The following is a 24,250-nucleotide window of genomic DNA, read 5'->3' as shown; positions in this document are numbered from 1 at the left end:
CGATGCCAGTCCTACGCAATCCCGATGCGAGGACGACGTGCTCGGGCTGATCGGCTCAGCGCCGATCGGGATGGCGCTCCTGCGCGAGCAGGCCCGTGATCCACTCCAGGAAGGCCATGATCTCCGGATTGTCGCGATCCTCGCGGCGATAGACGAGACGATGAGCGATGGCCGGCACGCCGAGCGCTCCGAACGGCATCAGCAGTTCGCCGCGGCGCAGATGATCGCCCGCCTGCAGGGTCGATTCGAGCGCGAGCCCGAGGCCGTCCGCCGCCGCCGCGAGCGCCAGATGGGCGCGATCGAATTGCAGGCCGCGCGGATTGAGCGGGACGTGCGGCGAATGCCGGGCCGCCCATTGGTCCCATGGCGCGACGCACCGAAGCGAATGGATCAGCGGCACGCGGGCAATGTCGCCCGGCTCGCGCAGCCGATGCTCGGCGACGAAGGTCGGACCCGCCATCGGCACGATCAGTTCTTCCGCAAGCGGCACCGCCTCGCAGGATTCGGGCACGGGCCGCGCATATTGGATATCCACCAGGATGCCGTCCTGCCCGAGGCGCGCAGGTTCGTGGCTGGCATAAAGGGCGACATCGATCGACGGATGCGCGCGCAGGAACTGCTTGAGCCGCGGGACCAGCCACAACGTCGCGAAGCTCGGCGAAGCGTGGATCGGCAGGCGGCGGGCGTCGGCCCCGGACGAGACCCGGCTCGTCGCCGTGACGAGCCGGGCGAAACTCTCGCCGATCGAGGCGCTGTAGGCCAGCGCCTCCTCGGTCGGAACGACGGTCCGCTTCACGCGCAGGAAGAGCGGGCGCTGCAGTCTGCCTTCCAGGGCACGCATCTGATGGCTGACGGCGGACGGCGTCAGGTTCAGCAGCTTGGCCGCTCCGGCGAAGCTGCCGGCCTCCATCACCGCGCGGAAGGTCAGCAGCCATTGCAGCGGCGGCAGCCCGCCGATCATTGACGAATCCTCATCATCGATATGGGCATCCTAATTCGCTTTTGGGCGCCTGATATCCCGTGCTAGCATTCGATATTGAGGAATACAGCTCACCAAAAGAGCTGCAGATGATCGGGAGGAGACGTCGCCCGCTTGCGCGGGAGGCGGAGATCGTCGGGGCGCCCTGCGCACCCGCCGACTGGCAGTCCGCCGCCGGATACGCGGCGCGGCGCGCGCTTTTCGTTCGTCCTGTCCTCGCTGGATGAGGCAGGCCTGATCGGCCGAAGGCGGAAGGCGCGACGTCATGAATCTGCATCGCATGCTGCTCGAGCGTAAGGCGGCCGGGCGTCCGGTCACGGTCGGCGTGGTCGGCGCGGGCAAGTTCGGCACCATGTTCCTGGCTCAGGCGCGCACGACCGACGGCATGCATGTCGTCGCGGTGGCCGATCTGAACGTCCAGCGCGCAAAATCCCAGCTCGCGATGGCATCCTGGCCGGCCGAGCAATCCGCAGCGACCTCGCTCGACGATGCGCTGAAGTCCGGCAAGACCTTCCTCACCGAAGACGCCGAGGCGATGATCAAGCATCCCGCCATCGAGGTGATCGTGGAGGCGACCGGCGATCCGCGCACGGGCATCCGCCTGTCGACGATGGCGATCGAGAACGGCAAGCACATCGTGATGGTCAATGTCGAGGCCGACGCCCTCGCAGGGCCGATCCTGGCGCGCCGCGCGCAGCGCGCAGGTGTCGTCTATTCGCTCGCCTGGGGCGATCAGCCGGCCCTCGTCTGCGAGCATGTGGACTGGGCGCGGGCGGCCGGCTTCAAGATCGTCGCGGCCGGCAAGGGCACGCGGTACCATCCGACCTATCACCAATCGACGCCCGACACGGTCTGGGACATCCTGTCAAAATACATGCACATCAAGGACGAGGATCGCGGCTCGATCAATCCGAAGATGTTCAACTCCTTCGTCGACGGCACGAAATCCGGCATCGAGATGACGGCGATCTGCAACGCGACGGGCCTGCATTCGCAGACGGAAGGTCTCTCCTTCCCGCCGGCCTCGCGGTTCGAGCATGCCGAGATCTGCAAGCCGAGGGCCGATGGCGGCGTCCTCGAGAAGTCGGGCGTCACGGAGGTCACCTCGTCCGTGAACCGCGACGGGTCGGACCGGCCGCACAACCTCGTCATGGGCACCTACGTCGTCTTCGAGGCGGCCGAGGACAACGACTATTCGCGGCGCTGCTTCACCGAATACTCGATGCTGCCCGACAAGAGCGGCCGCTATGCCGCCCTCTACCGGCCGATCCACATGATCGGGCTCGAACTCGGCATCTCCGTCGCGTCCGCCGCGCTTCGCAGGGAGGCGACCGGCGCGCCCTTCTGCTTCAATTCCGACGTCGTCGCGACGGCCAAGCGCGACCTCAAGCCCGGCGAGATGCTCGACGGCGAGGGCGGCTTCTGCGTCTGGGGCAAGCAGACGCCGGCCGAGGCGTCGCTCCGCGAGGGCTACCTGCCTCTCGGCCTCTCGCACAACGTCAAGCTCAAGACCGCCATCAAGGCGGGCGAGCGCCTGAAATGGAGCGATGTCGAGATCGACGAGACCGATGTCGCCGTCACGACGCGCCGCGAAATGGAGGCCGCCTTCGCGAGACCCAACGCCTGATCTTCGCTTCATCTTCGGTTCAATCAGAAAAACATCGACATCGAGGGAGTGGAACATGACAAGGATCACGCTGACGCCGAGCCGCCGGGGCGCCCTCGGCCTTCTCGCGGGGGCCGGCGCCGCCGTCGCGATGCCGTCCATCGCCAAGGCGCAGAAGGTGACGTGGATCGGCGCCTCCGCCGTCGCGCCGAGCGACTTCATCGCCCAGTCGATCGACTTCTTCGCCAAGCGCCTCGGCGAGTTGAGCAAGGGTCAGATGACCCTCAACAACCATCATGGCGGCGCCCTCGGCGGCGAGCGCGAGCATATCGAGGCGATGCTCCAGGGTGCCGTGCATTTCGCGACACCCGGCCAGGGCCTGCTCGCCGGCTGGTATCGCCCGGCCGAGGTCTGGACGCATCCTTATCTCTTCAAGGACGTGCCCCATAAGGACCGCGTCTGGGACGCGGTCCGCGTCGAATACATCGCCGACGTCGCCAAGACCGCGAAGCTGCGGCCGATCGCGGCCATCCCGCGCATGCCGCGGCAGCTCTCCTGCAACAAGGTCGTGAAGACGCCGGCCGACATGAAGGGGCTCAAGATCCGCGTGCCGGAGACGGCCCTGTGGCGGCGCACCTTCGAGATGTTCGGCTCCTCCCCGACGCCCCTGCCCTTCCCGGAGGTGTTCCAGGCGCTGAAGTCGAGCATCATCGACGGCCAGGAGAACCCGATCGCGCTGACCTGGAACTCCGGCATCTTCGACGCCAACACGCATCTGTCGCTGACCGAGCACATGATGCAGGACAACTGCATCCTCATGGGCGAGGCGGTCTATGCCAAGCTGACGCCCGACCAGCAGAAGATCGTCGATCAGGCCGCCCGCGACGCCGAGGCCGAGATGCGCCCCAAGGTCGTCGCCGACGACAAGGAGATCCTCGACAAGGTCAAGGCCAAGAAGATCGTCATCTCCGAGGTCGACAAGCCGGCCTTCGCCGCGACGGTGAAGACGCTCGTGAACGAGTTCCCGGCCGGCAAGAAATGGGTCGAGCGCTTCGCGCAGGTGTCGTGAGCCTATCCGCTCCGCAGGCCCCTTCTCCCCTCGCGAGAGAAGGGACCCCGCGGAGCAGGGTCGGATGAGGGGGAACTCTGTCGACGCAGGGTCTCACCCCTCGTCCGTCCTCCGGGACAAGCCCGGGGGCCACCTTCTCCCGCAAGGGGAGAGGGAACTTCGCCCTACACGGCATGCGCGAGATCTCATGGCCCGAACGCTCACCCGCCTCTGCGACGTCGTCACCGAGATCGGCAAGGCCGCCATCGCGCTCTGCATGCTGGCGATCGTCCTGATCACCCTCGCGGCCGTGATCTGGCGCTATGCGCTCAACTCACCGATCGCCTGGATCGAGCAGGTCTCGAACATGCTCTTCATCTGGATGATCTTCATCGGCGCCGCGATCCTCTATCGGCAGATGCTGCATATCGCGGTCGATTTCGCGCTCGAATGGCTGCCGCAGCATGTCAAGCCGATCTATTTCTGGGTCGTGGAGTGCCTGAACCTCCTCTTCATCGTCATCCTCTTCATCTACAGCCTGAAACTCTCCATCGACGTGCTGCCGAACCAGACCGGGGCGCTCGATATCTCGCCGGCCTGGTACTACTTCTCGGCTCCCGTCGCCTCGGCGATGATGATGCTCTACTTCGTCGAGAAGATCTTCGATCCCGACAAGCGCGTGCCGCACGGCCAGGCCGGCGACTTCTGATGCCGGCACCGCGGAACCAACCCTCCCCTGTAGGGTCGCCGGCAAAGCCGGCGGGGTGGGGTGAGACCCACCTCTTCTCATCGTCGACCGCGGGGATGACGCGACCGCGCACCACCCCACCCCGGACCTTCGGTCCGACCCTCCCCCTGCTGGGGAGGGTGTCCGCTCTCTCGCGAGGACGAGACAAGGCATGAGCACGATCCTCGTCGGAGGCTTCTTCCTCTTCATCCTGATGGCGGTGCCGATCGCCTTCGCGATGGGGCTCGCCATCATCTTCACGATCTGGTGGCAGGGCTCGCTGCCGATGACGCTGATGGCCCAGCGCACGCTCGTCGGCGCCGACAGCTACGCGCTTCTCGCGATCCCCTTCTTCATCCTCGCCGGCAACCTGATGAATGTCGGCGGCATCACGACCCGCATCATCGATCTCGCCATGGCCATGGTCGGCCGCTTCCGGGGCGGCCTCGCGCTGACCTCGGTCACGGCGGCGATGATCTTCTCGGGCCTCTCGGGATCGGCCGCCGCCGACGCCTCGGCGCTCGGCAAGGTGCTGATCCCCGCCATGAAGCGGCAGGGCTACCATCCGGGATTCGCGGCGGCGCTGATGGCCTCGGCCTGCGTCAACGGGCCGATCATCCCGCCCTCGATCCCGCTCGTCATCTACGGGCTCTCGGCCGGCAAGGGCGTCTCGATCATCGCGCTGTTCATCGGCGGTCTGATCCCCGGCATCCTCCTCGGCATCGCGCTGATGATCGCCGCCTACTGGATCTCCGTGAAGCGCAACTATCCGACGACGCGGAAATTCGCCCTGCGCGAGATCCCGGGCCTCGCCATCCCGGCCATCCCGGCCCTCCTGATGCCGGTCATCATCCTCGTCGGCGTCACCGGCGGCATCGTGACGGTGACGGAAAGCGCGACCGTCGCCGTCGTCTATGCCTTCCTCGTCGGCATCTTCGTCTATCGGCAGCTCAAGCTCGCGGACCTCTGGCCGATGCTCGTCCAGACGGCGCTCGACACCGCGCTCGTCATGTTCATCATCGCCCTCTCGGCGGGCTTCGCCTGGCTCCTGGCGGTCTCGGGCACGACGGCGTGGCTGGCCCAACTCATCGCCGGCGTCTCGAAGGATCCGCTCGTGATCCTGATGCTGATCAACGTGCTCCTGCTCATCATCGGCATCTTCATGGAGCCGCTGCCGGCCATGCTGATCATGATGCCGGTGCTGATCCCGGTCGTGAGCGCGGTCGGGATCGACCTCGTCCATTTCGGGCTGGTGATGGTGTTCAACCTCTGCCTCGGGCTCCTCACGCCGCCCGTCGGCATCCTCCTCTACATCTGCGCCAATTTCGCCGGCATCAAGCTCGAGGAGGAGGTCAAGGAAATCTGGCCCTTCTTCGGGGCGGGGCTCGCGGTGCTCTTCATCATCACGGTCTTCCCGCAGACCGTGCTCTGGCTGCCGAACCTGCTGCTCGCGCCCTAGCCCCACAGGCTGGCGGCACGAATCGACGACAGGTTTTCGGCAGAGGTGCCCGATCCAGGAAGGGTGGCGATGACGAGGCAGCGACCGGCTGCCCTACGGCACGCTCCCTGCATGTCATGCTCTGGTCATGCTTCGCTGAAGATTGGGCCATGAAGGGGAGAGTACCGCTCGATGGCGCAACCGCTTTTCGTTGACGAAATTGGCAGCTTCCATGTCGGCGGCGGCGTCCTCACGCTCGAAGGCCTGCCGCTGCGCGAGCGGATCAGCACGCCGGGCGGCCCGGTCCATCATGTCGATCCCAACGGCGAGATATTCGCCGGCCAGATGTACGTCCAATTCGTGCGCCTCGCTCAGCCTCGTTCACCCCTGCCGCTCCTGATGTGGCACGGCGGTGGGATGACCGGCGTCAACTGGGAGACGACACCAGATGGCCGACCTGGCTGGCAGATGTATTTCCTGCGCGCCGGTTTCCACACCTACGTGTCCGATGCCGTGGAACGCGGTCGATCCTCCTTCGCGCCATTCCCGCAGGTGTACGACGACGCGCCCTTTTTCCGCACCGCGCGAGAGGCGTGGGAGGAGACCTTCCGCTTCGGCCCGCCCGGCTCATGGAACGCGGACCCGGCGCTTCGCCGGCCTTACCCTGACCTCCGCTTCCCAGCGGCGCATATCGAGAAGTTCATGGCGCAGTTCGTCCCGCGCTGGGACGGCAACGATGCCCGGACCCAGTCCGCCTACGACTCGCTGATCCAGAAGATGGACGGTGGTACGATCATCCTCACCCACAGCCAGGGCGGCAATTTCGGCCTCACGGCTGCGCTGCACGCGCCGGACAGGGTAAAGGCGGTGATCTCGCTGGAGCCCTCTGGCGCTCCCGATCCGTCCACCAGCGATGCTCGGCTGGTGGCCGACGTTCCGCATCTTTTTATCTGGGGCGACTACCTCGACCGGCACGAATTCTGGCGCCGTTCGCGCCCGGCTGCGGAGCGCTGGCGCGACGCCCTACGGCTGGCTGGCTGCGAAGTCGAATGGATCGACCTGCCTGCGCGCGGGATCACCGGCAACAGCCATGCATTGATGGCGGACGACAACAGCGACGCCATCGCCGGCCTCGTGCTCGAATGGCTGGAACGGCAAGGCCTTTAGACGAGCGTGACCGCATGCTGCTGTCGGACAGCCGCGTTCCACTTTTCGCAGCCTGCTAAGCCGGCAGCGCCCGGACGAGATCGCGGAAATGGTCGCCGCGGATCTCGAAGTTCCGGTACTGGTCGTAGCTCGCGCAGGCCGGCGAGAGGAGGACGACACGCTCGCCCTCACCGGCCGCCGCGGCATCGGCCGCCGCCGCCGCGACCGCCTTGTCGAGCGTGCCGCAGAGGACGTGCGGCACCTCTTCACGGAGCGTCGCCGCGAAGGCCTCGCTCGCCTCTCCGATCAGATAGGCCTTGGCGACGCGCGGGAAATAGGGCCGCAGCGAAGCGATGCCACCCTCTTTCTGCTTGCCCCCGAGGATCCAATAGACGCGCTCGAAAGACGCGAGCGCCTTTTCCGTTGAATCCGCGTTGGTCGCCTTGGAATCGTTGACGAAGATCGTCTCGCCCCGCCGCCCGACCTCCTCCATGCGATGCGCGAGGCCGGGGAAGGTGCGCAAAGCGGCCTGTATCGATTGCCGGAGGTGGGTGCGATCGTAGTCCGGCACGACCTCCAGAGCTTCGAACACCCCCGCGGCGAAACAGGCGTTCTGCGCGTTGTGCGCTCCGCGGAGGGAGTTGATGCCGGCAAGATCGCACAGAACAAGCCCTGCGTCGGTCTTGCTGCCCGATCTATGCCGGAGGACGATCCGCGTTCCATCGAGAAAAACGCCCAAGTCCAGCTTCCGCTCGACTGAAACCGGGTAGGCCGAGGCGTGGGTGCGGCTGATCCAACCCTTCTGCACGATCCGTGGCACCGAATGGCGCTCATAGATGGCAGCGCTTGCCGGATCGTCGACACCGATGAACGCCCTTCGGCTTCCTGCGACGACTCGTTCTTTGATCGCCGCGTAGTTTTCCATCGTCCCGTGACGGTCGAGATGATCAGGCGTAATGTTCAACAGGCACGCGACGCTGGGGGCGAGCGAGGGCGTGAGATCGATCTGGAAGGACGACATCTCGACGACGTGCACGCGCTCGCGCGACGGCGGTTCGAGCGACAGGATCGCCGTGCCGATATTGCCGCCCATCTGCACGTCGAGCCCTGCCTCGCGCAGGATGTGGGCGACGAGGGCGGTCGTGGTCGACTTGCCGTTGGTGCCGGTGATGGCGACGAAGGGCGCATCCGGCGCGAGGGCGGCCCGTTCGCGGCAGAAGAGCTCGATGTCGCCGATGATCTCGACATTCGCGGCCTTGGCGAGGCCGACGGTCCAATGCGGCGCGGGATGGGTCAGCGGCACGCCCGGCGCGAGCACGAGCGACGTGAAGCGCGACCAGTCCTCGGCGCGCAGATCCGCGACCGCGATGCCCTGGGCACGCGCTTTCTCGCGGCTGGCTTCGCTGTCGTCATAGGCGACGACATCCGCGCCTCCGGCCTTGAGCGCGAGCGCGGTCGCAAGGCCCGATCCGCCGAGACCGAAGAGCGCGACGCGTCGCCCGGCAAAAGTCGTGACGGGGGTCATGCGGCGCCTCCCGAGCGCGGCGCGAGGAGATCCCGAGCCCCGCTTCTCCCCTTGCGGGAGAAGTCGAGTCGCGTGTCAACGCGACCGGATGAGGGGCCAAGGATACACGCCGCAGCCCAGTGGCCGCCCCTCACCCGGCCGACGCCTTCGGCGTCGCTCGACCTCTCCCGCAAGGGGAGAGGCAGCCTCGCCTCCCCGCCCATCAGCGCAGCTTCAGCGTGGTCAGGCCGACGAGGGCCAGGAGGAAGGCGATGATCCAGAAGCGGATCACGATCTGCGGCTCGGTCCAGCCGAGTTTCTCGAAATGGTGGTGGATCGGCGCCATTCGGAAGAAGCGCTTCCCGGTCAGCTTGAAGTAGCCGACCTGGATGATCACCGAGAGCGCCTCGATGACGAAGAGGCCGCCGACGATCGAGAGCACGATCTCGTGCTTGGTGGCGACCGCGATCGTGCCGAGGAGGCCGCCGAGGGCGAGAGAGCCCGTGTCGCCCATGAAGACCTGGGCCGGCGGCGCGTTGAACCAGAGGAAGCCGATCCCGGCCCCGAGAAGCGCGCCGCAGAGCACCGCGAGTTCGCCCGTGCCCGGCACGAAGCGAATCTGGAGGTAGTTGGCGAAGATCGCGTTGCCGGTGAGATACGCGACGAAGCCGAAGGTCCCGGCCGCGATCAGCACGGGCACGATGGCGAGGCCGTCGAGGCCGTCGGTGAAGTTCACCGCATTGCCCGCGCCGACGATCACCAGCATTCCGAAGACGAGGAAGAACCAGCCGAAATCGACCAGGACGTCCTTCATGAAGGGGAGCGACAGCTTGTTCGAGAGGCCGGGCGGCGCGATGTAGGCGATGGCGAGGCAGGCCGCGAGCGCGATCACCGCCTCCAGGGCAAGCCGGGCCTTGCTGGAGAAGCCGGCATGGGTCTGCCGTTTGACCTTCAGATAGTCGTCGTAGAAGCCGATCGCGCCGAAGCCGAGCGTCACGAACAGCACGACCCAGACATAGAGGTTGCGCGGATCGGCCCAGAGGATGGTCGAGACGAGGAAGCCGGCGAGGATCATCAGCCCGCCCATGGTCGGCGTGCCGCCCTTCGTCTTCACATGCGATTCCGGCCCGTCGGTGCGGATGGGCTGGCCCTTGCCCTGCCGGATGCGGAGCGAGGAGATCGCCGCCGGGCCGAGCCAGAAGACGAAGAGCAGCGAGGTCGCGACCGCCCCGGCCGTCCGGTAGGTGATGTACCGGAACACGTTCAGCGGCGTCAGGAGATGGGCGAAATCGGCCAGGAAGACCAGCATGTCGGCAGCCTCTGGAGCCGGCCGTCATCAGCGGGACGGCGGCGGGCCCCTTCGAGTTGTGGGAAATCGGGAGACTTGCCCGGCGGGCGTCCCTCGTTATTGCGCGGCGCGCCCCGTGCCGGCCTGTTTGTCGGCCGATGCGAATCGCGCCCGGAGCGAAGCCGCGAGTTTCGAGACGAGCGTATATTTCGAACCCTTCACCATGACCACGTCGCCAGGGCGGATCGCATCCGCGACCGCGTCATGGAGGCCTGAGGCGTGATCCGCGTGGGCCGCGCGGATCGAAGCCGGCAGGTGCGGCCAGAGGTTCAGCATCAGGGGGCCGGCGGCGAAGACGAGATCGGCCTTCGAGGCGACGACGGGCTCCGCAAGCCCGGTATGGGCGGCTGGCCCGGCCTCGCCGAGTTCACCCATTTCCGCGAGCACGGCGATGCGGCGGCCGCCCTCCGGCACCTCGGTCAGCGCGAGCGTCGCAAGGGCCGCGCGCATCGAGGCGGGATTGGCGTTGAAGCTCTCGTCGACGAGGAGGAATTCGCCCCCGCCCGGCAGGGCGATGCGGGCGCGCTCGCCGCGCCCTTCGGCGGGTTCGATCGCGGCATAGGCCGAGGCGGCCGCGTCGATGTCGAGGCCGAGAGCCGCGACGGTCGCGAGGACCGCGAGCGAGTTCAGGGCGACGTGCCGACCCGCCATCCCGATCCGGTAGGCGACCCGGTGGCCCATCACGTCCGCCTCGACCATGGAGGCATCGGCCCCGGCCGCGATGCGGAGCGCACGCACATCGGCCCCCTCCCCTTCGCCGAAGGAGACGATGCGCCCGGCCCGAGAGGCCTGGGCGTGAGCGGCGAGGCGCGCGAAATGGGCATTGTCGCGCGGCAGCACGGCGACGCCGCCGGGCTCCATCCCCGCGAAGATCTCGCCCTTCGCGTCGGCGATGCCCTGGATGGCGCGGAAATGGCCGATATGGACGGGTTCGACGCTCGTCACGATGGCGATTTCCGGCCGGACCATGGCGGTCAGCGGCAGGATCTCGCCGGGGTGGTTCATTCCGATCTCGAAGACGCCGAAGCGGCTCGCCTCGGGCATCCGCGCGAGCGTGATCGGCACGCCCCAATGGTTGTTGAAGGAGGCCGTCGCGGCATGGGTCGCGCCGAAGCGGCCGAGGACGAGCCGGAGCGCATCCTTCGTGCCCGTCTTGCCGACCGAGCCGGTCACGGCGACGATCCGGCCTCGCGTCCGGGCGCGGGCGGCCCGGCCGAGCACCTCGAGCGCCGCGAGCACGTCGGGCACGACGACGAGCGCACCCGCCTCAGAGAACGCGGCCTCCCGGCCCTCGGCCACGACGGCCGCGGCGGCGCCCTTCGACAGAGCCGAGCGGACATGGTCATGCCCGTCCGAGGCGACGCCGCGGATGGCGAAGAAGACGTCGCCCGGCGCGAGGGTCCGCGTGTCGATGGAGATGCCGCCGACCGGGCCGGGCTCGCCGAGGAGGCGCGCGCCCGGCAGGGCCGTGAGATCGGCGCGGCTCCACAGATCGGTCAAGAACGTGACTCCCGCGAGCGCGCCTGCATGGCCGCTCGGATTTCGTCGTGATCGGAGAAGGGCAGGACCGTATCCCCGACGATCTGGCCCGTCTCGTGGCCCTTGCCCGCGACGACGAGGACGTCGCCCGGCCCGAGTTCGGCGACGGCATGGCCGATGGCCTCGCGCCGGTCTCCGATCTCGCGCGCGCCGGGCGCGGCGGCGAGGATCGCGGCGCGGATCGACGCCGGGTCTTCCGAGCGCGGATTGTCGTCGGTGACGACGACGACGTCCGCCTTCTCCGCCGCGATCGCGCCCATGATCGGGCGCTTGCCGCGATCGCGGTCGCCGCCGCAGCCGAAGACGCAGACGAGGCGCCCCGTCGCGAAAGGCCGCAGCGTGTCGAGCACGGCGGCGAGCGCTTCGGGCTTGTGGGCATAGTCGACGACGCAGAGCGCGCCCTCCACCTCGCCGATGCGGTCGAGGCGGCCGGCGACGCCCGTCAGACCGGACATGCGCCTCAGAACCGCGACCGGATCGAGGCCCGGTTCCGCTGCAAGGACGAGGCCCGCGGCGACCAGCGCGTTCTCCACCTGGAACCCGCCGACGAGGGGCAGATCGACGCTGATGTCGCGCCCGCCCGCGCGGAGCATCAGCCGCTGCGCGAAGCCGACACGATCGACCGAGAGCAGCCGGACCGCCTCGCCCTCGCGGCCGACCGTCATCACCGGATGGCGGTGTTCGGCGGCGAACCGCGCGACGCGGGCCCCTTCGGCCCCGTCGAGGTTGACGACGACGGGCCGTCCCTCCGGCAGCAGATCCCGGAAGAGACGGAGCTTCGCCTGCAGGTAGTCCTCGACGGTCGGGTGGTAATCGAGGTGGTCGCGGCCGAGATTGGTGAAGGCCGCTGCCGCGAGGCGCACGCCGTCGAGGCGGCGCTGGTCGATGCCGTGGGAGGAGGCCTCCATGGCGAGATGCGTCACGCCGTCCCCGGCGAGACGCTCGAGGTCCTGGTGGAGGGTGATCGGATCGGGCGTCGTGAGCGAGCCGTAATGCGCGCCGCCTCTCGTCGTGATGCCGAGCGTGCCGAGGCTCGCGCTCTCGCGGCCGGTGGCCTGGAAGAGCTGCCGGACGAATTCGGCGACCGAACTCTTGCCGCTGGTGCCGGTGACGGCGACGACGGTCTCGGGCTGGCCCGGATGAAGCCGCGCGGCAGCGAGCGAGAGGGCCCGCCGGGCATCGGCGACCTGCAGATACGGGATTTCGGGAAACAGCGTCGGCGGCCGACGGACCTCGCCGACGATCGCCTTCGCGCCGCGCGCCAGCGCATCGGCGATGAAGGCGGCGCCGTTCGCCTTGGTGCCGGGCACCGCGACGAAGGCGAAGCCCTCCTCGACCTTGCGGCTGTCATAGGCGAGCCCGCTCACCGGGCTCTCCGCCCCCTCCCCCGCCTCGGGGAAGAGAGCGCCGAACGTCGTTTCGACATGGGTCATCGCGGCAACGGAGGTAGCGGCTGCGGCCGGCCCTGCCAACCGTCTCGACCCCGAGAGCGGCACCTCGCCGCGTGCGGCCGCACATCCGGCGATGGAGCCATTCGACGACCTTGCATCGGGATCGCTTGCGCCGACGACGACGCTGGCTGTCGGCTCATCGTCCAGCTTCCGGACGATGCCGATCGAGTCCATCAGCGGGTCCCCCAGGCGCCGAGCCGGGCCATCAGCGGGAAGGGGTTCTTCGGCGGGTCGAAGCGGGGGGGCACCGAGAGCATCGGGGCGATGCGCTCGAGGATACGCCCCGTGGTTTCGCCGGCATTCCAGGCGGCCGTCGCGTAGCCGTGCGATTCCGGCGTCGGCTGCGGCTCGTCATAGACGGTGACGAAGAGATAGCGCGGGCTGTCGGCCGGCGTGACGGCCATGAAGGTCGTGAACAGCTTCGTCTTCGAGTAGCGGCCGCCCACCACCTTCTCGGCCGTGCCGGTCTTGCCGCCGACGAAATAGCCCGGGACGGCGGCCTTGGAGGCCGAGCCCTTCTGGGCGTTGAGGCGCATCACGTAGCGCAGGGCTTCGCTCGTCTCCGGCTTGATCACGCGGACCGCCTTGGCCCGCGCCTCCTCGGCGCTGCGCTTCAGGAAGGTCGGCGTGATCATGAGGCCGCCGTTCAGCAGCGCGCCGACGGCGGCCGTCGCCTGCATGGGGGCGACTGCGATGCCGTGGCCGAAGGCGATGGTGATCGTGTTGAGGTCGCCCCACCGCGCCGGCACGATCGGCATGGAGCTCTCGGGCATCTCGGTCCGCATCCGGTCGAGCTGGCCCATCTTCTTCAGGAAGGCCTTGTGGCCCTCGACGCCGACGGCGAGCGCCATCTTGGCGGTGCCGATATTCGAGGAGTGGAGGAAGACCTCGGGGACGGTCAGGATGCGGTTGGTGCCGTGATAATCGCCGATCGAGAACCGGCCGTAGCGAAGCTTCGAGCGCGCATCGAAGGTCGAGTTGATGTTGGCCTTGCCCGAATCGAGCACCATGGCCGTCGTCAGCGCCTTGAAGGTCGAGCCCATCTCGTAGACGCCGACGATCATGCGATTGATGCGGTCCTTCTCGAGCGCGTCGACCGGGTTGTTCGGGTCGAAATCGGGCAGCGAGACGAGCGAGACGATCTCGCCCGTCGTCACGTCCAGCAGCATCGAGGCCGCGGCCTTGGCCCGGAAATAGGCCATGCCCTTCACGAGTTCGTCGCGCATCGCGTGCTGGATGCGAAGGTCGATCGAGAGCTGCACCGGCTTCAGGTCGTTCGCCTGGCGGGCGAAGCCGAAGCCGTTGAGATCCTGCAGGCCGCTCGAATCGATGTATTTCTCGATCCCCGCTATGCCGACATTGTCGATATTGGCGAAGCCGAGGACGTGCGCGGCCGCGACGCCGTTCGGATAGACCCGCTTCGATTCCGGCACGAAGCCGACGCCCGGAATGCCGAGGCGGTGGACCTCGGCCTGCTCGCGCGGCGTCACTTCGCGCTTCACCCAGACGAAGCCGCGCCTCAGGTTGAGCTTGTTGCGGAGGTCGGCCGCGTTGAGGTCCGGCAGCACGGCCGTGAGCAGCTCGACCGCCTCGTCCTTGTCGATGATGTTGCGCGGCTCGGCGAAGATCGAGACCATGCGCACGTCGGTCGCGAGGACCTCGCCGTTCCGGTCGATGATGTCGGGCCGCGCGGCCACGGAGGCGGCGGAGGCGAAGCGGCGGATGTTCTCCGGCTCCTGCGGCATGACCGCGAGATAGATCAGCCGTCCGCTGATCAGGCTGAACAGCCCGAGGAAGACGGCGCCGACGATCGCGACGCGCACCGCGCTCTGCTCGATGCGGAGCCGGAACAGGCCACGCGCGAACGCGAAGGCGCGCTGCCGGCCGCTCAGCTGCGGCACGACCGGCTCCTCGACGTATTCGGGCTCGGGCGCCGGATCGTGTGGGACGCGATCGGAGGAGTCGTCGGCCGACATGGGACTATCTCGCCGCAGGCTTCGCAGAGGGTTGCGGGACGGGCCTGGCCGGGACTGGCTTGGCCGAACCCGTCGAAGGCGCCGGCTTCGCGGCGGTCTTGGCCGCAGGCCGAGCCGGCGGCTTGGTCTGCACGGTCCGCTGCGGAACCGGCGCCGGGCCGAGGCCGAGGCTGGTCAGCTTGGCCGCGATGCCGTCGCGCTTCGGGGCGGGCCTCGGCTTCGGCGGACCTGCCGGCGTCGTGCTCCCGGTCGAGGTGGGTTCGAGGCCCAGGGTCTCGAGCTTGGCCGCGATCGCGTCCCGGTTCGGCTTGTTCGGGATGTCGGAGAACCGGGCGAGTTGCGCCACGTTCATCGCCTGCAGGTCGAGATGCCGGTCGACCATGCGCTGAAGCCGGTCGGGCCGTGTCAGCAGCGCCCATTCCGCCTTCACGATGGCGAGGGTCTCGCGCTCCTTCTGGAGCTTGGCCTTCATCTTGGAGAGCGTCTCCGAATAATAGAGCGTCTCGTATTTGGTCGTGTAGGCGTAGGCGGCCGAGCCGATCAGCAGGCTGATGGCCAGGAGATGGAGCAGGCGGATCATCGGGGCGATCCTTTGCGCGCGTCCCGGACGGATCCGGCCGGCGCGTCCGTGCGCTCGACCGCCCGGAGCTTGGCCGAGCGGGCGCGCGGGTTGCGGTCGGTCTCGTCCCGGCCGGCCGCGACGGGGCCGCGCGTGACGGGCGTGAAGGTGGGAACGGCCGGCTCGGGCGACGGGAGATGGCGCGAGGCCCGGGGGGTCCGGCTCGTCCGCTCCTGCATGAACAGCTTGACGATCCGGTCCTCGAGCGAGTGGAAGGTCACGACGACGAGGCGCCCGCCCGGCGCGAGCGCGCGCTCGGCCGCGTCGAGCGCCGACGTCAGTTCGCCGAGTTCGTCGTTCACCGCGATCCGGAGCGCCTGGAAGGTGCGTGTCGCGGGGTGGAAGCCCGGCTCACCCCTCACATGCTGGGCGACGAGATCGGCGAGTTCGGCGGTGGTGCGGAGCGGTGCGCGGCGGCGGCGTTCGATGATCGCCCGCGCCACGGCGCGCGAGCGGCGCTCTTCGCCGTAGCGATAGATGATGTCCGCGATCTCCGCTTCCGGAGCCTCGTTGACGAGATCGGCCGCGCTCGGCCCATCCTGTCCCATGCGCATGTCGAGCGGGCCGTCCTGGCGGAAGGAGAAGCCGCGTTCGGCCTGATCGAGCTGCATCGACGAGACGCCGATATCGAGCACGACGCCCTGAAGGCCCTCGCCTCCGGCGGCCTCGCGCGCCAGCGTGTCCAGCTCGGAGAAGCGCCCGTGCAGCAGCGTGAGGCGGCCTCCGGCGCGCTCGACCAACGCCGCGCCGTTCGCGATCGCGTCGGGATCGCGATCGATCGCGACGACCCGGTTCCGCGGGTGAGCGTCGAGGATGGCGGCGGTGTAGCCGCCCGCACCGAAGGTGCCGTCGAGAAAGACCCCGCCGCGCGCGACGTCGAGCGCCTCGGCGACCTCCGCCAGGAGCACGGGAATATGAGGGGCCGGTCCGCCAGCGGCGTCGGCCTGCGGGCCTTCGCCGCGACCCGTCATCGATCCCGTGCTCCCGGCGGCTGAAGGTTCGCCGTCCCAGTTCCCCCAAGCATCCGTTTCAGCTCCCTCACGCGTGCCCGAGCCTCCTCGAGATGCGCGCGGAAGCGTTCGGGCTCCCACATCTGGAACTTGTGTCCGAGCCCCACGAACGTCACCGCGTCCGTGATGCCGGCATGCGCCTTCACCGACTCGGTCAGGCTGACCCGCCCCTCCCCGTCGAGCTTGAGCGTGTCGCTGCTCCCATAGAGAGCCACCGACAGCAGATCGCGCTCGTCCGAATAGGCCGGCCTCGTCGACAGCAACGCGTCGATCTCGCCGAGAAGCGCGTTGCCTCCCGCGTCCAGCGCCGGCGCATCGAGCGCCGGATGGACGTAGAGGCCCTCGTACCCGTCCCGGCCGAGAACGGCCCGGAAGGGCGCAGGGATCGAGACGCGACCCTTCGCATCCAACCGATTGGTGAAGTTGGACACGAAGCGGTCCATTCGACGCCCGCCCGCTCCATGACGTCAGCCGCACAGCGATGGACGATCCATCGCACCCCGACCGGTCGGGACGCACCGGGGCGACACGGGACGCACCGGCATCGATCCGGTGCCCCGCAGGCCTTCGGCAACCTCTCCTGCTCGGGATGATTTGGGATACCATGGGCATTTATGGGCGTCAATGGACAGGGCCGGGCGGAGCACCCGTCGTTCCACCCGCCATTCAGAGCCCATCACGGTTAACGAAGCCTTGCGTACGTCCCCGGACAGCCCTGGGCGCATGGCAGGGAGTCGGGCGGGAACAGGCGGCCGTCGAACGGGTTGGGTCCCGACACGAACACGAACGGACACACGTCATGCGCTTCAAATTTCTCGCACTTGCCGCCGCGCTCGCCATCGCCCTGCCAGCGGGAGCGCATGCCCAGGGCATCGGCCGCGGTGCGCAGGAAGGTGCCCGGACCGGAGCCGGCGTTGCGGGCCCGGTCGGTGGTGTCGTCGGGGGCGTCGTCGGAGGCGCGGTCGGCGGAGCCGCCGGCGGCGTGAAGGGCGTGCTCGGCATTCCCCAGCGCACCGGATATCGCCGCGGCTACCGCAGCCGGCATTATCACGGCCAGCGCTACAGCCGACGGCACTCCCACCATCGGCGTCACTATCACCGCCGCTGACATGGCGTACGGGAAGGCGTCAGCCGGCCTGTAAGCCGGGTTCGGTAGGGCCCGGGCGCGAGCCCGGGCGTGGCGGCCATTCCTCTGGGGCGGCCGTTGCCGGCCGCCTCGAGCAATCAACCCGGGCGACGGGCCTGGAGACCTGCCCTGCGCCTTGCGGCGCGTGCCACCCCTATTCGATCTTGCTCCCGGTGGGGTTTGCCTGGCCGTCCGCGTTGCCGCGTCCGCGGTGCGCTCTTACCGCACCTTTTCACCCTGACCCGCCGGACGAGGAATCCCCGGCGGCGGGCGGTATGTCTCTGTGGCACTGTCCCTGGGGTCGCCCCCGCCGGACGTTATCCGGCACCGTGTCTCCCTGGAGCCCGGACTTTCCTCCCCCGCATGACGGGAGCGGCCGCCCGGCCGGCTGACCTTCGCGATGTGCGACCGCCGCCGATCATAGTCAAGCGACGGATCCGGGTCCGGAATCCGAGAATTCGCCGGAAAATCGTAACGCTGCGGCGAGGGAACGCGGCAACAGACCGCCGAAATCCACCCCCGGTTCGCTTCGGACGCTTCACAGCCCGCCTGCGGCATGGTCACTGGCTGGCCTTGGCTTCGATCAGAAAGGCTCAGACCATGAAGAAGATCATTGCGGCCAGCCTCGCCGGCGCGCTCGCTCTGTCCGTCGGCGGCTGCTATTCGCCCGGCGACCGCGCGGCGGGCGGCGCCCTCCTCGGCGGCGCGACCGGCGCGGCGATCGGCGCGGCCGCCTCGGGCGGACGGGCCGGCGGCACCCTGGCCGGCGCTGCGATCGGCGCGGCCGGCGGCGCGATCCTCGGCGCGGCCACGGCCCCCTGCCCCCACGGCACCTATCGCGACTATTACGGCAACGTGTATTGCCGCTAAGCGCGTAAACCCGCGTCCCGGATTCGTCCGGGACGCTTTTCGGAGCCGGCCGCCGCGGCGATGTCAGTTTGGGGCAAGCTCAGCGGAGGCGGGATCGGCCTGACGATCGGCGGTCCGATCGGCGCCCTGATCGGGGCCTTCGCAGGCCATTACCTGATCGATCGCGACGGCGCCCTCTTCGGCGCGCCGCCTCGCGACCTCATCCTCACCACCGGCCTCATTGCCCTCCTCGCCAAGATGGCGCGGGCGGACGGCGTCGTGCTTCGCTCGGAGGTCGACGCGTTCGAGGCGGTCGTCGTGGTGCCGCCGGGCGAGCACGAGAACGTCCAGCGGCTCTTCCGCCTCGCCCAGGAGACAACGGCCGGCTACGAGGTCTATGCGCGCCAGCTCGCCCACGCCTTCGCCGACGAGCCGGCGCTTCTCGACGACATCATCGAAGGGCTCTTCCTGATCGCGCGGGCCGACGGGGCCATCCACGAGGCCGAACTCGTCTATATCGGCGCCGTCGCAGCGATCTTCGGGCGCGACCAGGCCTGGTTCGACGCCATCGTCGAGCGCCATGTCCACCGGCGCGACGATCCCTATCTCGAGCTCGGCGCCGACCGTTCCTGGAGCGACGGAGCGCTGAAGGCCCATCACCGCGACCTCGTCCTGAGACATCATCCCGACCGCGAGATCGCGCGCGGCCTGCCGCCGGAGGCGATCAAGATCGCGACCGACCGGCTGGCGACGATCAACGCCGCCTGGGACCGCATCGCGAAGGAGCGGAGACTCTGATCATGGCCGTTCCGCGTTCGGACCTCACCCCGGATTCCCCCCTCGCGTCGAAGGTCCATCCCTCGCCCAACCATGGCGAGCGCCGCGACGGGCGCCGGCCGGACATGCTGCTCCTCCACTATACCGGGATGCCGACCGCCGCCGGCGCGCTGGCGAGGCTCTGCGACGCGACGGCCAGCGTCTCGGCCCATTACCTCGTCTTCGAGGACGGGCGCGTCCTGCAGCTCGTTCCCGAAGGAAGACGCGCCTGGCATGCGGGAGCCGGCTCCTGGGCCGGGGAGACCGACATCAATTCCTGCTCCATCGGGATCGAGATCGTCCATCCGGGCCATGCCGGCGGGCTGCCGCCCTATCCGGAGGCCCAGATCGCTTCGGTGGCGGCGCTGTCCGGCGACATTGTCCGGCGCTGGAGCATCCGGCCCGAGCGCGTCCTCGCCCATTCCGACGTCGCCCCTTCCCGCAAGGAGGATCCCGGCGAGAACTTCCCCTGGGCCAACCTGCACGGCGCAGGCGTCGGGCATTGGACCGATCCGGCCCCGATCCGCGACGGGCGGGTTTTCGCGGCCGGCGACCAGGGCCCCTCCATCGAGGCCCTTCAGGCGCTGTTCGCGCTCTACGGCTATCCGATCGAACTCAACGGCATCTTCGACGAGACCACCACGGCGGTGGTCACGGCCTTTCAGCGCCATTTCCGGCAGGAGCGCGTCGACGGGCGCGTGGATGCCTCGACCATCGCGACGCTTCGGGCGCTGATCGAGACGCTTCCGTCCTCTCCTGCCGGGTAGCGGCGGCCGAGGCGATGGCCGTCGAGGCAGGCTTCCGCGGCCCGGCGGCGCGCCCGCCGCTCACGACGCGATATCCGTGGCTCTACCCGCTCCGCGTCTGGCAGCGTCAGATGCTGCGCAAGCTGCGCTGGCGGATCGGCCCCGAGCGCTTCGCGCTGACCCGCCAGCCGGAGAGCCTGCCGAGCAAGGTCTATCGCCACCAGTCGAAGCTGCGGCGCGCCGTCTCGGCCGATCCCCGCGACGCGGCGTGGCAGGACAACAAGGTCCGCAACCACAGCCTGGCGATTCCCCGTCTCGACGGCATTCTGATCCGGCCGGGCGAGACCTTCTCGTTCTGGCGCCTCGTCGGGCCGCCTGTCGCTCGCCGGGGCTTCGTCGAGGGGATGGAGCTTTCGCGGGGACGTGCCCGCGGCGGCATCGGCGGCGGCCTGTGCCAGATCGGCAACCTGCTGCACTGGCTCGCGCTGCATTCCCCGCTCGAGGTGACGCAGCGCGCCAATCACAGCTTCGACCCGTTCCCGGACCAGGGCCGGATCATCCCGTACGGGACCGGGGCGGCCCTGTTCTACAACTATGTCGACCTCTGGCTCTTCAACCCGACCGACCGAACCTTCCAGATCCGCCTCTGGCTGACCGAGACGCTCCTGAACGGCGAGATCCGCTGCGATGGCAGGCTCCCGCACCGCTACCGGATCGTCGAGCGCAATGCCGGCTTCGAGCAGGCGGGCGATCGCTGGGAGCGCTTCAACGAGATCTGGCGCGAGACGATCGCCAAGGGCGAAGGCGGGACGACGATCTCGACCGACTTCCTCTACGCCAACCGCGTCCGGGTCATGTACCAGCCGAGGTCGGAGGAGCCCGGTTGAGAGGCCGGCTCGCCCTGCCTGTGCTTCAGATGTCGATCCGGAAACCGAGATCGAGTTCGGAGGCAGGGACCCCACCGCGAAGACCCCAATTCTCGGCCGGGATCTCGTACAGGATGATCTTGACTTCATCGCGCGGCACGCCGAGCGCCTCCAGCCCGTCCACGAGGGCCTTGTAGAAGGCGCGCTTCGTCTCGATCGTCCGACCGGAAAAGAGGGATACCTCGATCCGAGTGTAGCGCTCCGACCGGCCGGTCGGCACGATGCGGCGGGCGTTGTCGTAGATGTCGAGCACGATGTCGCGGTCCCAGTCCGGCACCTTCAGGGTGGCGAGAGTCGCGGACTGAACGGCCTCGATCAGGACCGTCTCGGACCCCCGCACCCAGTCGAAACTCGCGTACTGGGCATCAGGTCGTCTCCGTTCCGTCGGAACGCGGCTCAGCCGCTCAGTCCCCATCGCAATCGCAGGAATTCCGTAGGAAGCAAAGCCGCGCTTCGCCGTCCGACCTCATGGCCCCGGCGAACCCGGCTGGACCGATCCCGACCCGGCGTGGAAGATGCCGGCCGGGAGGATCGCTCATGCGCGCAGCTATCGTCGGCGCCGGCTCGCTCGGCACGATCATCGGAGCCTTGATCACGCGGGCCGGAAAGCAGATCGACCTCGTCGACAGCCATCGGCAGCATGTCGAGGCGATGAACCTGTCGGGCGCGACGATCACCGGCTCCCTGGATCTCGAGGTCAAGGTCACGGCCCTGGTGCCGGAGGATCTCTCCGGCACCTACGACCTCGTCTTCCTCCTGACCAAGCAGACGGCGAACCGGACCATCCTGCCCCTGATCCTGCCTCACCTGCACGAGAGCAGCATCGTCTGCACTCTTCAGAACGGCATTCCCGAGGATGCGGTCGCGGCCCTGGTCGGGGCCGACAGGACGCTCGGCGGCGCCGTCGGCTTCGGAGCCACATGGCTGCGGCCGGGCGTTTCCTGCCTGACCTCGAGCTACGAGGCCCTCAAGAACTTCGCCTTCGAGATCGGGGAGATCGACGGGGTTCATCGCCCGCGGCTGGAGACCGTCAGAGACTATCTGGAATGCGTCGGCAGGACGGAGATCAGCCCCAACCTGATCGGCATCCGCTTCACCAAGGTCCTGATGAACGCGACCTTCAGCGGCATGTCGGCGGCGCTCGGCTGCACCTTCGGCGACGTGCTCGGCGACCCGAGGGCGATGGCCTGCGTGGCGTTCCTCGCCGACGAATGCATCAAGGTCGCCCACGCGCGGGGCGTCGACCTGGTCCCGATGCAGGGCGCGAATTTCGAGGAGCTGGAACTCGGGAGCGCCGCCGACATCCCCTCGAAGATGCCGCTCTATCGCCGGGTCTGGGGCGACCATGTCCGGCTGAAGGCGAGCATGCTCCAGGACCTCGAGAAAGGCAGGGACACGGAGATCGACTACATCAACGGGCTGATCTCCGAGCAGGGGCGCCGGCACGGCGTTCCGACGCCGTTCAACGACAGGGTCGTCGAGCTCGTGTCGGAGGCGCAGCGTCGCCGGGGCGTCAACGAGTTCGGAGCCCTCGAGCGGTTCGCTCCGCTGCTCGCCGCCCATGCCGGCGCGTTGCCGGGCCAGGCCGCCTGGTAGCGGCGCGGCGCCCTTCAGCGCGCTCAGGCGGCCTCAGCCCTCGCCAGTCGCGGCAGGACACGGGCCAGCCGCTCGACAGCCTCCTCGAGCTGCAAGGGGTCCCGCAGGAAGCAGAGGCGCAGATGCGCCCCTCCCCCGGGACCGAAGGCCGATCCCGGTGCGAGCCCGACGGCGGCATCGTCGACGATGTCGCGCGCCAGGGCGCGGGTATCGGGTCGCCCCAGTACGCGGAAGAAGGCGTAGAAGGCCGCAGGCGGCGGCGGCAGGTCGACGACATTCGTCGCAGCGAGGCCCTCGCAGACGATGGCGCGTCCGCGCCTCGACTTGGCGATCTGGTCGGCGAGGAATTCTTCGCCCTCGTCGAGCGCGGCCACCGCGCCCCGCTGCAGGAAGTGCGGCACGCCCGAGGTCGAATACTGCACGAGGTTCTCGACGATCTGGCCGAGTTCCGGCGGCGTCTCGAGCCATCCGATCCGCCAGCCGGTCATGGCCCAGTTCTTCGAGAAGGTCTGGATGAACAGGACGCGGTCGTCCTCGCCCATCACGTCCCTGAAGGACGGCGATCGACCCTGCTCCGCGAAGGCGGGATCGTGCACGAAGCGGCCATAGATCTCGTCCGCCACGATCCAGAGCCCGTGCCGGCGCGCAATCTCGAGGATGCCGGCGAGATCCTCCCGGCTCGCCGTCCAGCCGGTCGGATTGGCGGGCGTGTTGACGAGCAGCGCACGCGTCCGCGGTGTGACGGCATCGGCGAGGCGGCCGAGATCGAGCGTCCATCCGTTCGGCCCGCAATCGAGCGGGACAGCGATGGGAACCGCGCCGGTCACGCGCGCGACGCCGTCGAAATTGGGCCAGGCCGGGCTCGGGATTAGCACCTCGTCGCCCGCCCCCGAGACGATGCGGAGCGCCATCTGGGCCGCATGCATGCCGCCGACCGTGACGGTGAACCGGTCCGGATCGAACCGGCCGCCGAAGACTCGCTCGTGATAGCGGGCGATGGCCTCGCGCAATTCGGGGATGCCGCGCTGATAGGTGTAGAAGGTCTCGCCGTCGGCGAGCCCCTGGCGCGCGCGCTCCAGAACGAAGGGCGGCGTCGGCAGGTCGCCCTCGCCGACATAAAGGGGGATCAGCCCCTCGCGCCCGCGCGCATAGGTCATGATGTCGACGATGCCGCTCGTCGGCGCATCCCGCGCTTCGGGACGGATCGGATCGAGCGGCGCGGCGGGACGGAGCATGAAGGCTTCCTGGACGTGAACGCGCCCCATATCAGGAAGCCTGCGCTGCGTCCGCTCAAGCCGCGTGATGGATCCGATCGATTTTCGTGATCAGCGCGGCGGGGCGGAGGTCGGCGCGCGGCCGCTCGCCAGGAGGTCGCGGATCTCGCCGAGAAGCTTGACGTCCTCGGGGGCCTCCTTCGGCTCCGCGACCTTCTCCTCCTCCTGCTTCTTGAGCTTGTTCATGGACCGGATCGCCAGGAACAGGACGAAGGCGACGATGAGGAAGTTGATCGCGATGGTGATGAAGTTGCCGTAGCCGATGACGGCGCCCTGCTTCTTGGCGTCGGCATAGGCCAGCCCCTCCTGGACGGTGGACGAGAGCGGGATGTAGTAGTTCGAGAAATCGAGGCCGCCCGTCACCGCGCCGATGATGGGCATGAAGATGTCGCCGACGAGCGACGTGACGATCTGGCCGAAGGCCGCGCCGATGATGACGCCCACGGCGAGGTCGACGACATTGCCGCGCAAGGCGAACTTCTTGAATTCTTCCAACATTCTTCAAGCCCCAGCCTGCCGATGGATG

The 24,250-nt window shown here is 68.5% G+C and carries 22 protein-coding genes, 1 other RNA gene and 1 pseudogene; 11 read left to right on the top strand and 13 right to left on the bottom strand.

Going from position 1 to position 24,250, the window contains the following annotated elements; genetic code table 11:
• Positions 1 to 55: 55 nt before the first annotated feature.
• Entirely contained in the window at positions 56 to 961 is a 906-nt protein-coding gene (locus tag EV668_RS19970; protein WP_133773425.1) for a LysR substrate-binding domain-containing protein, read from the bottom strand.
• Between the two features lie 283 nt (positions 962 to 1,244).
• On the opposite strand from EV668_RS19970, the gene EV668_RS19965 reads away from it, so the two are divergent.
• The 5 genes from EV668_RS19965 (at position 1,245) to EV668_RS19945 (ending at position 6,965) form a co-directional block, all read left to right on the top strand.
• Complete coding sequence (locus EV668_RS19965) at positions 1,245 to 2,606, top strand: NAD(P)H-dependent oxidoreductase (RefSeq protein ID WP_133773423.1); 1,362 nt, start codon at positions 1,245 to 1,247, stop codon at positions 2,604 to 2,606.
• Between the two features lie 55 nt (positions 2,607 to 2,661).
• Entirely contained in the window at positions 2,662 to 3,654 is a 993-nt protein-coding gene (locus EV668_RS19960) for a TRAP transporter substrate-binding protein (RefSeq protein ID WP_166652564.1), read from the top strand.
• A gap of 187 nt (positions 3,655 to 3,841) precedes the next feature.
• Positions 3,842 to 4,342 (top strand): TRAP transporter small permease, encoded by a 501-nt coding sequence (locus EV668_RS19955; protein WP_166652563.1) that lies wholly within the window; start codon positions 3,842 to 3,844, stop codon positions 4,340 to 4,342.
• Positions 4,343 to 4,532: 190 nt separating this feature from the next.
• On the top strand, positions 4,533 to 5,819 hold the full coding sequence (locus tag EV668_RS19950) for a TRAP transporter large permease (RefSeq protein WP_133773417.1): 1,287 nt from the start codon (positions 4,533 to 4,535) through the stop codon (positions 5,817 to 5,819).
• 171 nt (positions 5,820 to 5,990) lie between these two features.
• Positions 5,991 to 6,965 carry an alpha/beta hydrolase gene (locus EV668_RS19945; RefSeq protein WP_133773415.1) on the top strand — a complete coding sequence of 325 codons (975 nt, stop codon included), beginning with the start codon at positions 5,991 to 5,993 and terminating at the stop codon, positions 6,963 to 6,965.
• A 55-nt stretch (positions 6,966 to 7,020) separates the two neighbouring features.
• On the opposite strand, the gene murD is transcribed toward EV668_RS19945, so the two are convergent.
• The 8 genes and pseudogenes from murD to EV668_RS19905 all read right to left on the bottom strand — a co-directional run bounded on the left by murD (position 7,021) and on the right by EV668_RS19905 (position 16,834).
• The gene (gene murD, locus EV668_RS19940) at positions 7,021 to 8,469 is read right to left on the bottom strand and encodes a UDP-N-acetylmuramoyl-L-alanine--D-glutamate ligase (RefSeq protein WP_133773413.1); all 1,449 of its coding nucleotides are present in this window, start codon (positions 8,467 to 8,469) and stop codon (positions 7,021 to 7,023) included.
• 202 nt (positions 8,470 to 8,671) lie between these two features.
• The gene (gene mraY, locus EV668_RS19935) at positions 8,672 to 9,757 is read right to left on the bottom strand and encodes a phospho-N-acetylmuramoyl-pentapeptide-transferase (RefSeq protein WP_133773412.1); all 1,086 of its coding nucleotides are present in this window, start codon (positions 9,755 to 9,757) and stop codon (positions 8,672 to 8,674) included.
• 96 nt (positions 9,758 to 9,853) lie between these two features.
• Positions 9,854 to 11,296 (bottom strand): UDP-N-acetylmuramoylalanyl-D-glutamyl-2,6-diaminopimelate--D-alanyl-D-alanine ligase, encoded by a 1,443-nt coding sequence (locus EV668_RS19930; RefSeq protein WP_133773410.1) that lies wholly within the window; start codon positions 11,294 to 11,296, stop codon positions 9,854 to 9,856.
• Positions 11,293 to 12,768 (bottom strand): UDP-N-acetylmuramoyl-L-alanyl-D-glutamate--2,6-diaminopimelate ligase, encoded by a 1,476-nt coding sequence (locus tag EV668_RS19925; protein WP_133773408.1) that lies wholly within the window; start codon positions 12,766 to 12,768, stop codon positions 11,293 to 11,295. The genes EV668_RS19930 and EV668_RS19925 overlap by 4 nt, the downstream gene beginning before the upstream one ends.
• A 191-nt stretch (positions 12,769 to 12,959) precedes the next feature.
• Complete coding sequence (locus EV668_RS19920) at positions 12,960 to 14,762, bottom strand: peptidoglycan D,D-transpeptidase FtsI family protein (protein WP_133773406.1); 1,803 nt, start codon at positions 14,760 to 14,762, stop codon at positions 12,960 to 12,962.
• A 4-nt stretch (positions 14,763 to 14,766) separates the two neighbouring features.
• On the bottom strand, positions 14,767 to 15,342 hold the full coding sequence (gene ftsL / locus EV668_RS25620) for a cell division protein FtsL (protein ID WP_208111589.1): 576 nt from the start codon (positions 15,340 to 15,342) through the stop codon (positions 14,767 to 14,769).
• A 35-nt stretch (positions 15,343 to 15,377) separates the two neighbouring features.
• A pseudogene (gene rsmH / locus EV668_RS19910) lies at positions 15,378 to 16,352 on the bottom strand (16S rRNA (cytosine(1402)-N(4))-methyltransferase RsmH); the annotation flags it as partial.
• Positions 16,349 to 16,834, bottom strand: coding sequence for a division/cell wall cluster transcriptional repressor MraZ (locus tag EV668_RS19905; RefSeq protein ID WP_133773402.1), 486 nt, complete (start codon positions 16,832 to 16,834; stop codon positions 16,349 to 16,351). The pseudogene rsmH and the gene EV668_RS19905, both read right to left, overlap by 4 nt.
• A 356-nt stretch (positions 16,835 to 17,190) precedes the next feature.
• Here EV668_RS19905 and EV668_RS19900 point away from each other — a divergent pair, with 356 nt between their 5' ends.
• Positions 17,191 to 17,499 carry a hypothetical protein gene (locus EV668_RS19900; RefSeq protein WP_133773400.1) on the top strand — a complete coding sequence of 103 codons (309 nt, stop codon included), beginning with the start codon at positions 17,191 to 17,193 and terminating at the stop codon, positions 17,497 to 17,499.
• 15 nt (positions 17,500 to 17,514) lie between these two features.
• Here EV668_RS19900 and rnpB read toward each other — a convergent pair.
• An RNA gene (rnpB, locus tag EV668_RS19895) (RNase P RNA component class A) lies at positions 17,515 to 17,909 on the bottom strand.
• 208 nt (positions 17,910 to 18,117) lie between these two features.
• Between rnpB and EV668_RS24915 the strand changes: the two genes are divergently transcribed.
• Genes EV668_RS24915 through EV668_RS19880 form a run of 4 tightly spaced genes read left to right on the top strand, consistent with a single transcriptional unit; the run spans position 18,118 to position 20,815 of the window.
• Positions 18,118 to 18,387: a hypothetical protein gene (locus EV668_RS24915; RefSeq protein WP_166652562.1), complete on the top strand. Its 270-nt coding sequence runs from the start codon at positions 18,118 to 18,120 to the stop codon at positions 18,385 to 18,387.
• A 60-nt stretch (positions 18,388 to 18,447) separates the two neighbouring features.
• Positions 18,448 to 19,164 (top strand): TerB family tellurite resistance protein, encoded by a 717-nt coding sequence (locus EV668_RS19890; RefSeq protein ID WP_133773398.1) that lies wholly within the window; start codon positions 18,448 to 18,450, stop codon positions 19,162 to 19,164.
• A gap of 2 nt (positions 19,165 to 19,166) precedes the next feature.
• Positions 19,167 to 19,949: an N-acetylmuramoyl-L-alanine amidase gene (locus EV668_RS19885; RefSeq protein ID WP_133773396.1), complete on the top strand. Its 783-nt coding sequence runs from the start codon at positions 19,167 to 19,169 to the stop codon at positions 19,947 to 19,949.
• 14 nt (positions 19,950 to 19,963) lie between these two features.
• Positions 19,964 to 20,815, top strand: coding sequence for a VanW family protein (locus EV668_RS19880; RefSeq protein WP_133773394.1), 852 nt, complete (start codon positions 19,964 to 19,966; stop codon positions 20,813 to 20,815).
• 25 nt (positions 20,816 to 20,840) lie between these two features.
• On the opposite strand, the gene EV668_RS19875 is transcribed toward EV668_RS19880, so the two are convergent.
• Positions 20,841 to 21,194: a tautomerase family protein gene (locus tag EV668_RS19875; protein WP_245513325.1), complete on the bottom strand. Its 354-nt coding sequence runs from the start codon at positions 21,192 to 21,194 to the stop codon at positions 20,841 to 20,843.
• Positions 21,195 to 21,391: 197 nt separating this feature from the next.
• Between EV668_RS19875 and EV668_RS19870 the strand changes: the two genes are divergently transcribed.
• Positions 21,392 to 22,450 (top strand): ketopantoate reductase family protein, encoded by a 1,059-nt coding sequence (locus EV668_RS19870; RefSeq protein ID WP_133773390.1) that lies wholly within the window; start codon positions 21,392 to 21,394, stop codon positions 22,448 to 22,450.
• 23 nt (positions 22,451 to 22,473) lie between these two features.
• Here the strand turns inward: EV668_RS19870 and EV668_RS19865 are convergent, their stop codons facing one another.
• The gene (locus EV668_RS19865) at positions 22,474 to 23,685 is read right to left on the bottom strand and encodes a pyridoxal phosphate-dependent aminotransferase (protein WP_133773388.1); all 1,212 of its coding nucleotides are present in this window, start codon (positions 23,683 to 23,685) and stop codon (positions 22,474 to 22,476) included.
• 90 nt (positions 23,686 to 23,775) lie between these two features.
• The gene (gene mscL, locus EV668_RS19860) at positions 23,776 to 24,222 is read right to left on the bottom strand and encodes a large conductance mechanosensitive channel protein MscL (protein ID WP_133773386.1); all 447 of its coding nucleotides are present in this window, start codon (positions 24,220 to 24,222) and stop codon (positions 23,776 to 23,778) included.
• Positions 24,223 to 24,250 lie beyond the last annotated feature (28 nt).

It is taken from the genome of Enterovirga rhinocerotis, assembly GCF_004363955.1.
In the GTDB taxonomy this organism is placed as follows: Bacteria; Pseudomonadota; Alphaproteobacteria; order Rhizobiales; family Beijerinckiaceae; genus Enterovirga; species Enterovirga rhinocerotis.
Note: the sequence above shows the minus strand (reverse complement) of the source record. Positions and strands in the feature narration are given on the sequence as shown.

What these genes read in the sequence shown, in the direction of transcription:
- EV668_RS19925 (WP_133773408.1), bottom strand. Translation starts at nt 12,768, where the DNA reads ATGACCCATGTCGAAACGACGTTCGGCGCTCTCTTCCCCGAGGCGGGG.
- EV668_RS19955 (WP_166652563.1), top strand. Translation starts at nt 3,842, where the DNA reads ATGGCCCGAACGCTCACCCGCCTCTGCGACGTCGTCACCGAGATCGGC.
- mscL (WP_133773386.1), bottom strand. Translation starts at nt 24,222, where the DNA reads ATGTTGGAAGAATTCAAGAAGTTCGCCTTGCGCGGCAATGTCGTCGAC.
- ftsL (WP_208111589.1), bottom strand. Translation starts at nt 15,342, where the DNA reads ATGATCCGCCTGCTCCATCTCCTGGCCATCAGCCTGCTGATCGGCTCG.
- EV668_RS24915 (WP_166652562.1), top strand. Translation starts at nt 18,118, where the DNA reads ATGAAGAAGATCATTGCGGCCAGCCTCGCCGGCGCGCTCGCTCTGTCC.
- EV668_RS19885 (WP_133773396.1), top strand. Translation starts at nt 19,167, where the DNA reads ATGGCCGTTCCGCGTTCGGACCTCACCCCGGATTCCCCCCTCGCGTCG.
- EV668_RS19890 (WP_133773398.1), top strand. Translation starts at nt 18,448, where the DNA reads ATGTCAGTTTGGGGCAAGCTCAGCGGAGGCGGGATCGGCCTGACGATC.
- EV668_RS19950 (WP_133773417.1), top strand. Translation starts at nt 4,533, where the DNA reads ATGAGCACGATCCTCGTCGGAGGCTTCTTCCTCTTCATCCTGATGGCG.
- EV668_RS19870 (WP_133773390.1), top strand. Translation starts at nt 21,392, where the DNA reads ATGCGCGCAGCTATCGTCGGCGCCGGCTCGCTCGGCACGATCATCGGA.
- EV668_RS19900 (WP_133773400.1), top strand. Translation starts at nt 17,191, where the DNA reads ATGCGCTTCAAATTTCTCGCACTTGCCGCCGCGCTCGCCATCGCCCTG.
- EV668_RS19945 (WP_133773415.1), top strand. Translation starts at nt 5,991, where the DNA reads ATGGCGCAACCGCTTTTCGTTGACGAAATTGGCAGCTTCCATGTCGGC.
- EV668_RS19970 (WP_133773425.1), bottom strand. Translation starts at nt 961, where the DNA reads ATGATCGGCGGGCTGCCGCCGCTGCAATGGCTGCTGACCTTCCGCGCG.
- murD (WP_133773413.1), bottom strand. Translation starts at nt 8,469, where the DNA reads ATGACCCCCGTCACGACTTTTGCCGGGCGACGCGTCGCGCTCTTCGGT.
- EV668_RS19960 (WP_166652564.1), top strand. Translation starts at nt 2,662, where the DNA reads ATGACAAGGATCACGCTGACGCCGAGCCGCCGGGGCGCCCTCGGCCTT.
- EV668_RS19865 (WP_133773388.1), bottom strand. Translation starts at nt 23,685, where the DNA reads ATGCTCCGTCCCGCCGCGCCGCTCGATCCGATCCGTCCCGAAGCGCGG.
- EV668_RS19965 (WP_133773423.1), top strand. Translation starts at nt 1,245, where the DNA reads ATGAATCTGCATCGCATGCTGCTCGAGCGTAAGGCGGCCGGGCGTCCG.
- EV668_RS19905 (WP_133773402.1), bottom strand. Translation starts at nt 16,834, where the DNA reads ATGGACCGCTTCGTGTCCAACTTCACCAATCGGTTGGATGCGAAGGGT.
- EV668_RS19920 (WP_133773406.1), bottom strand. Translation starts at nt 14,762, where the DNA reads ATGTCGGCCGACGACTCCTCCGATCGCGTCCCACACGATCCGGCGCCC.
- mraY (WP_133773412.1), bottom strand. Translation starts at nt 9,757, where the DNA reads ATGCTGGTCTTCCTGGCCGATTTCGCCCATCTCCTGACGCCGCTGAAC.
- EV668_RS19880 (WP_133773394.1), top strand. Translation starts at nt 19,964, where the DNA reads ATGGCCGTCGAGGCAGGCTTCCGCGGCCCGGCGGCGCGCCCGCCGCTC.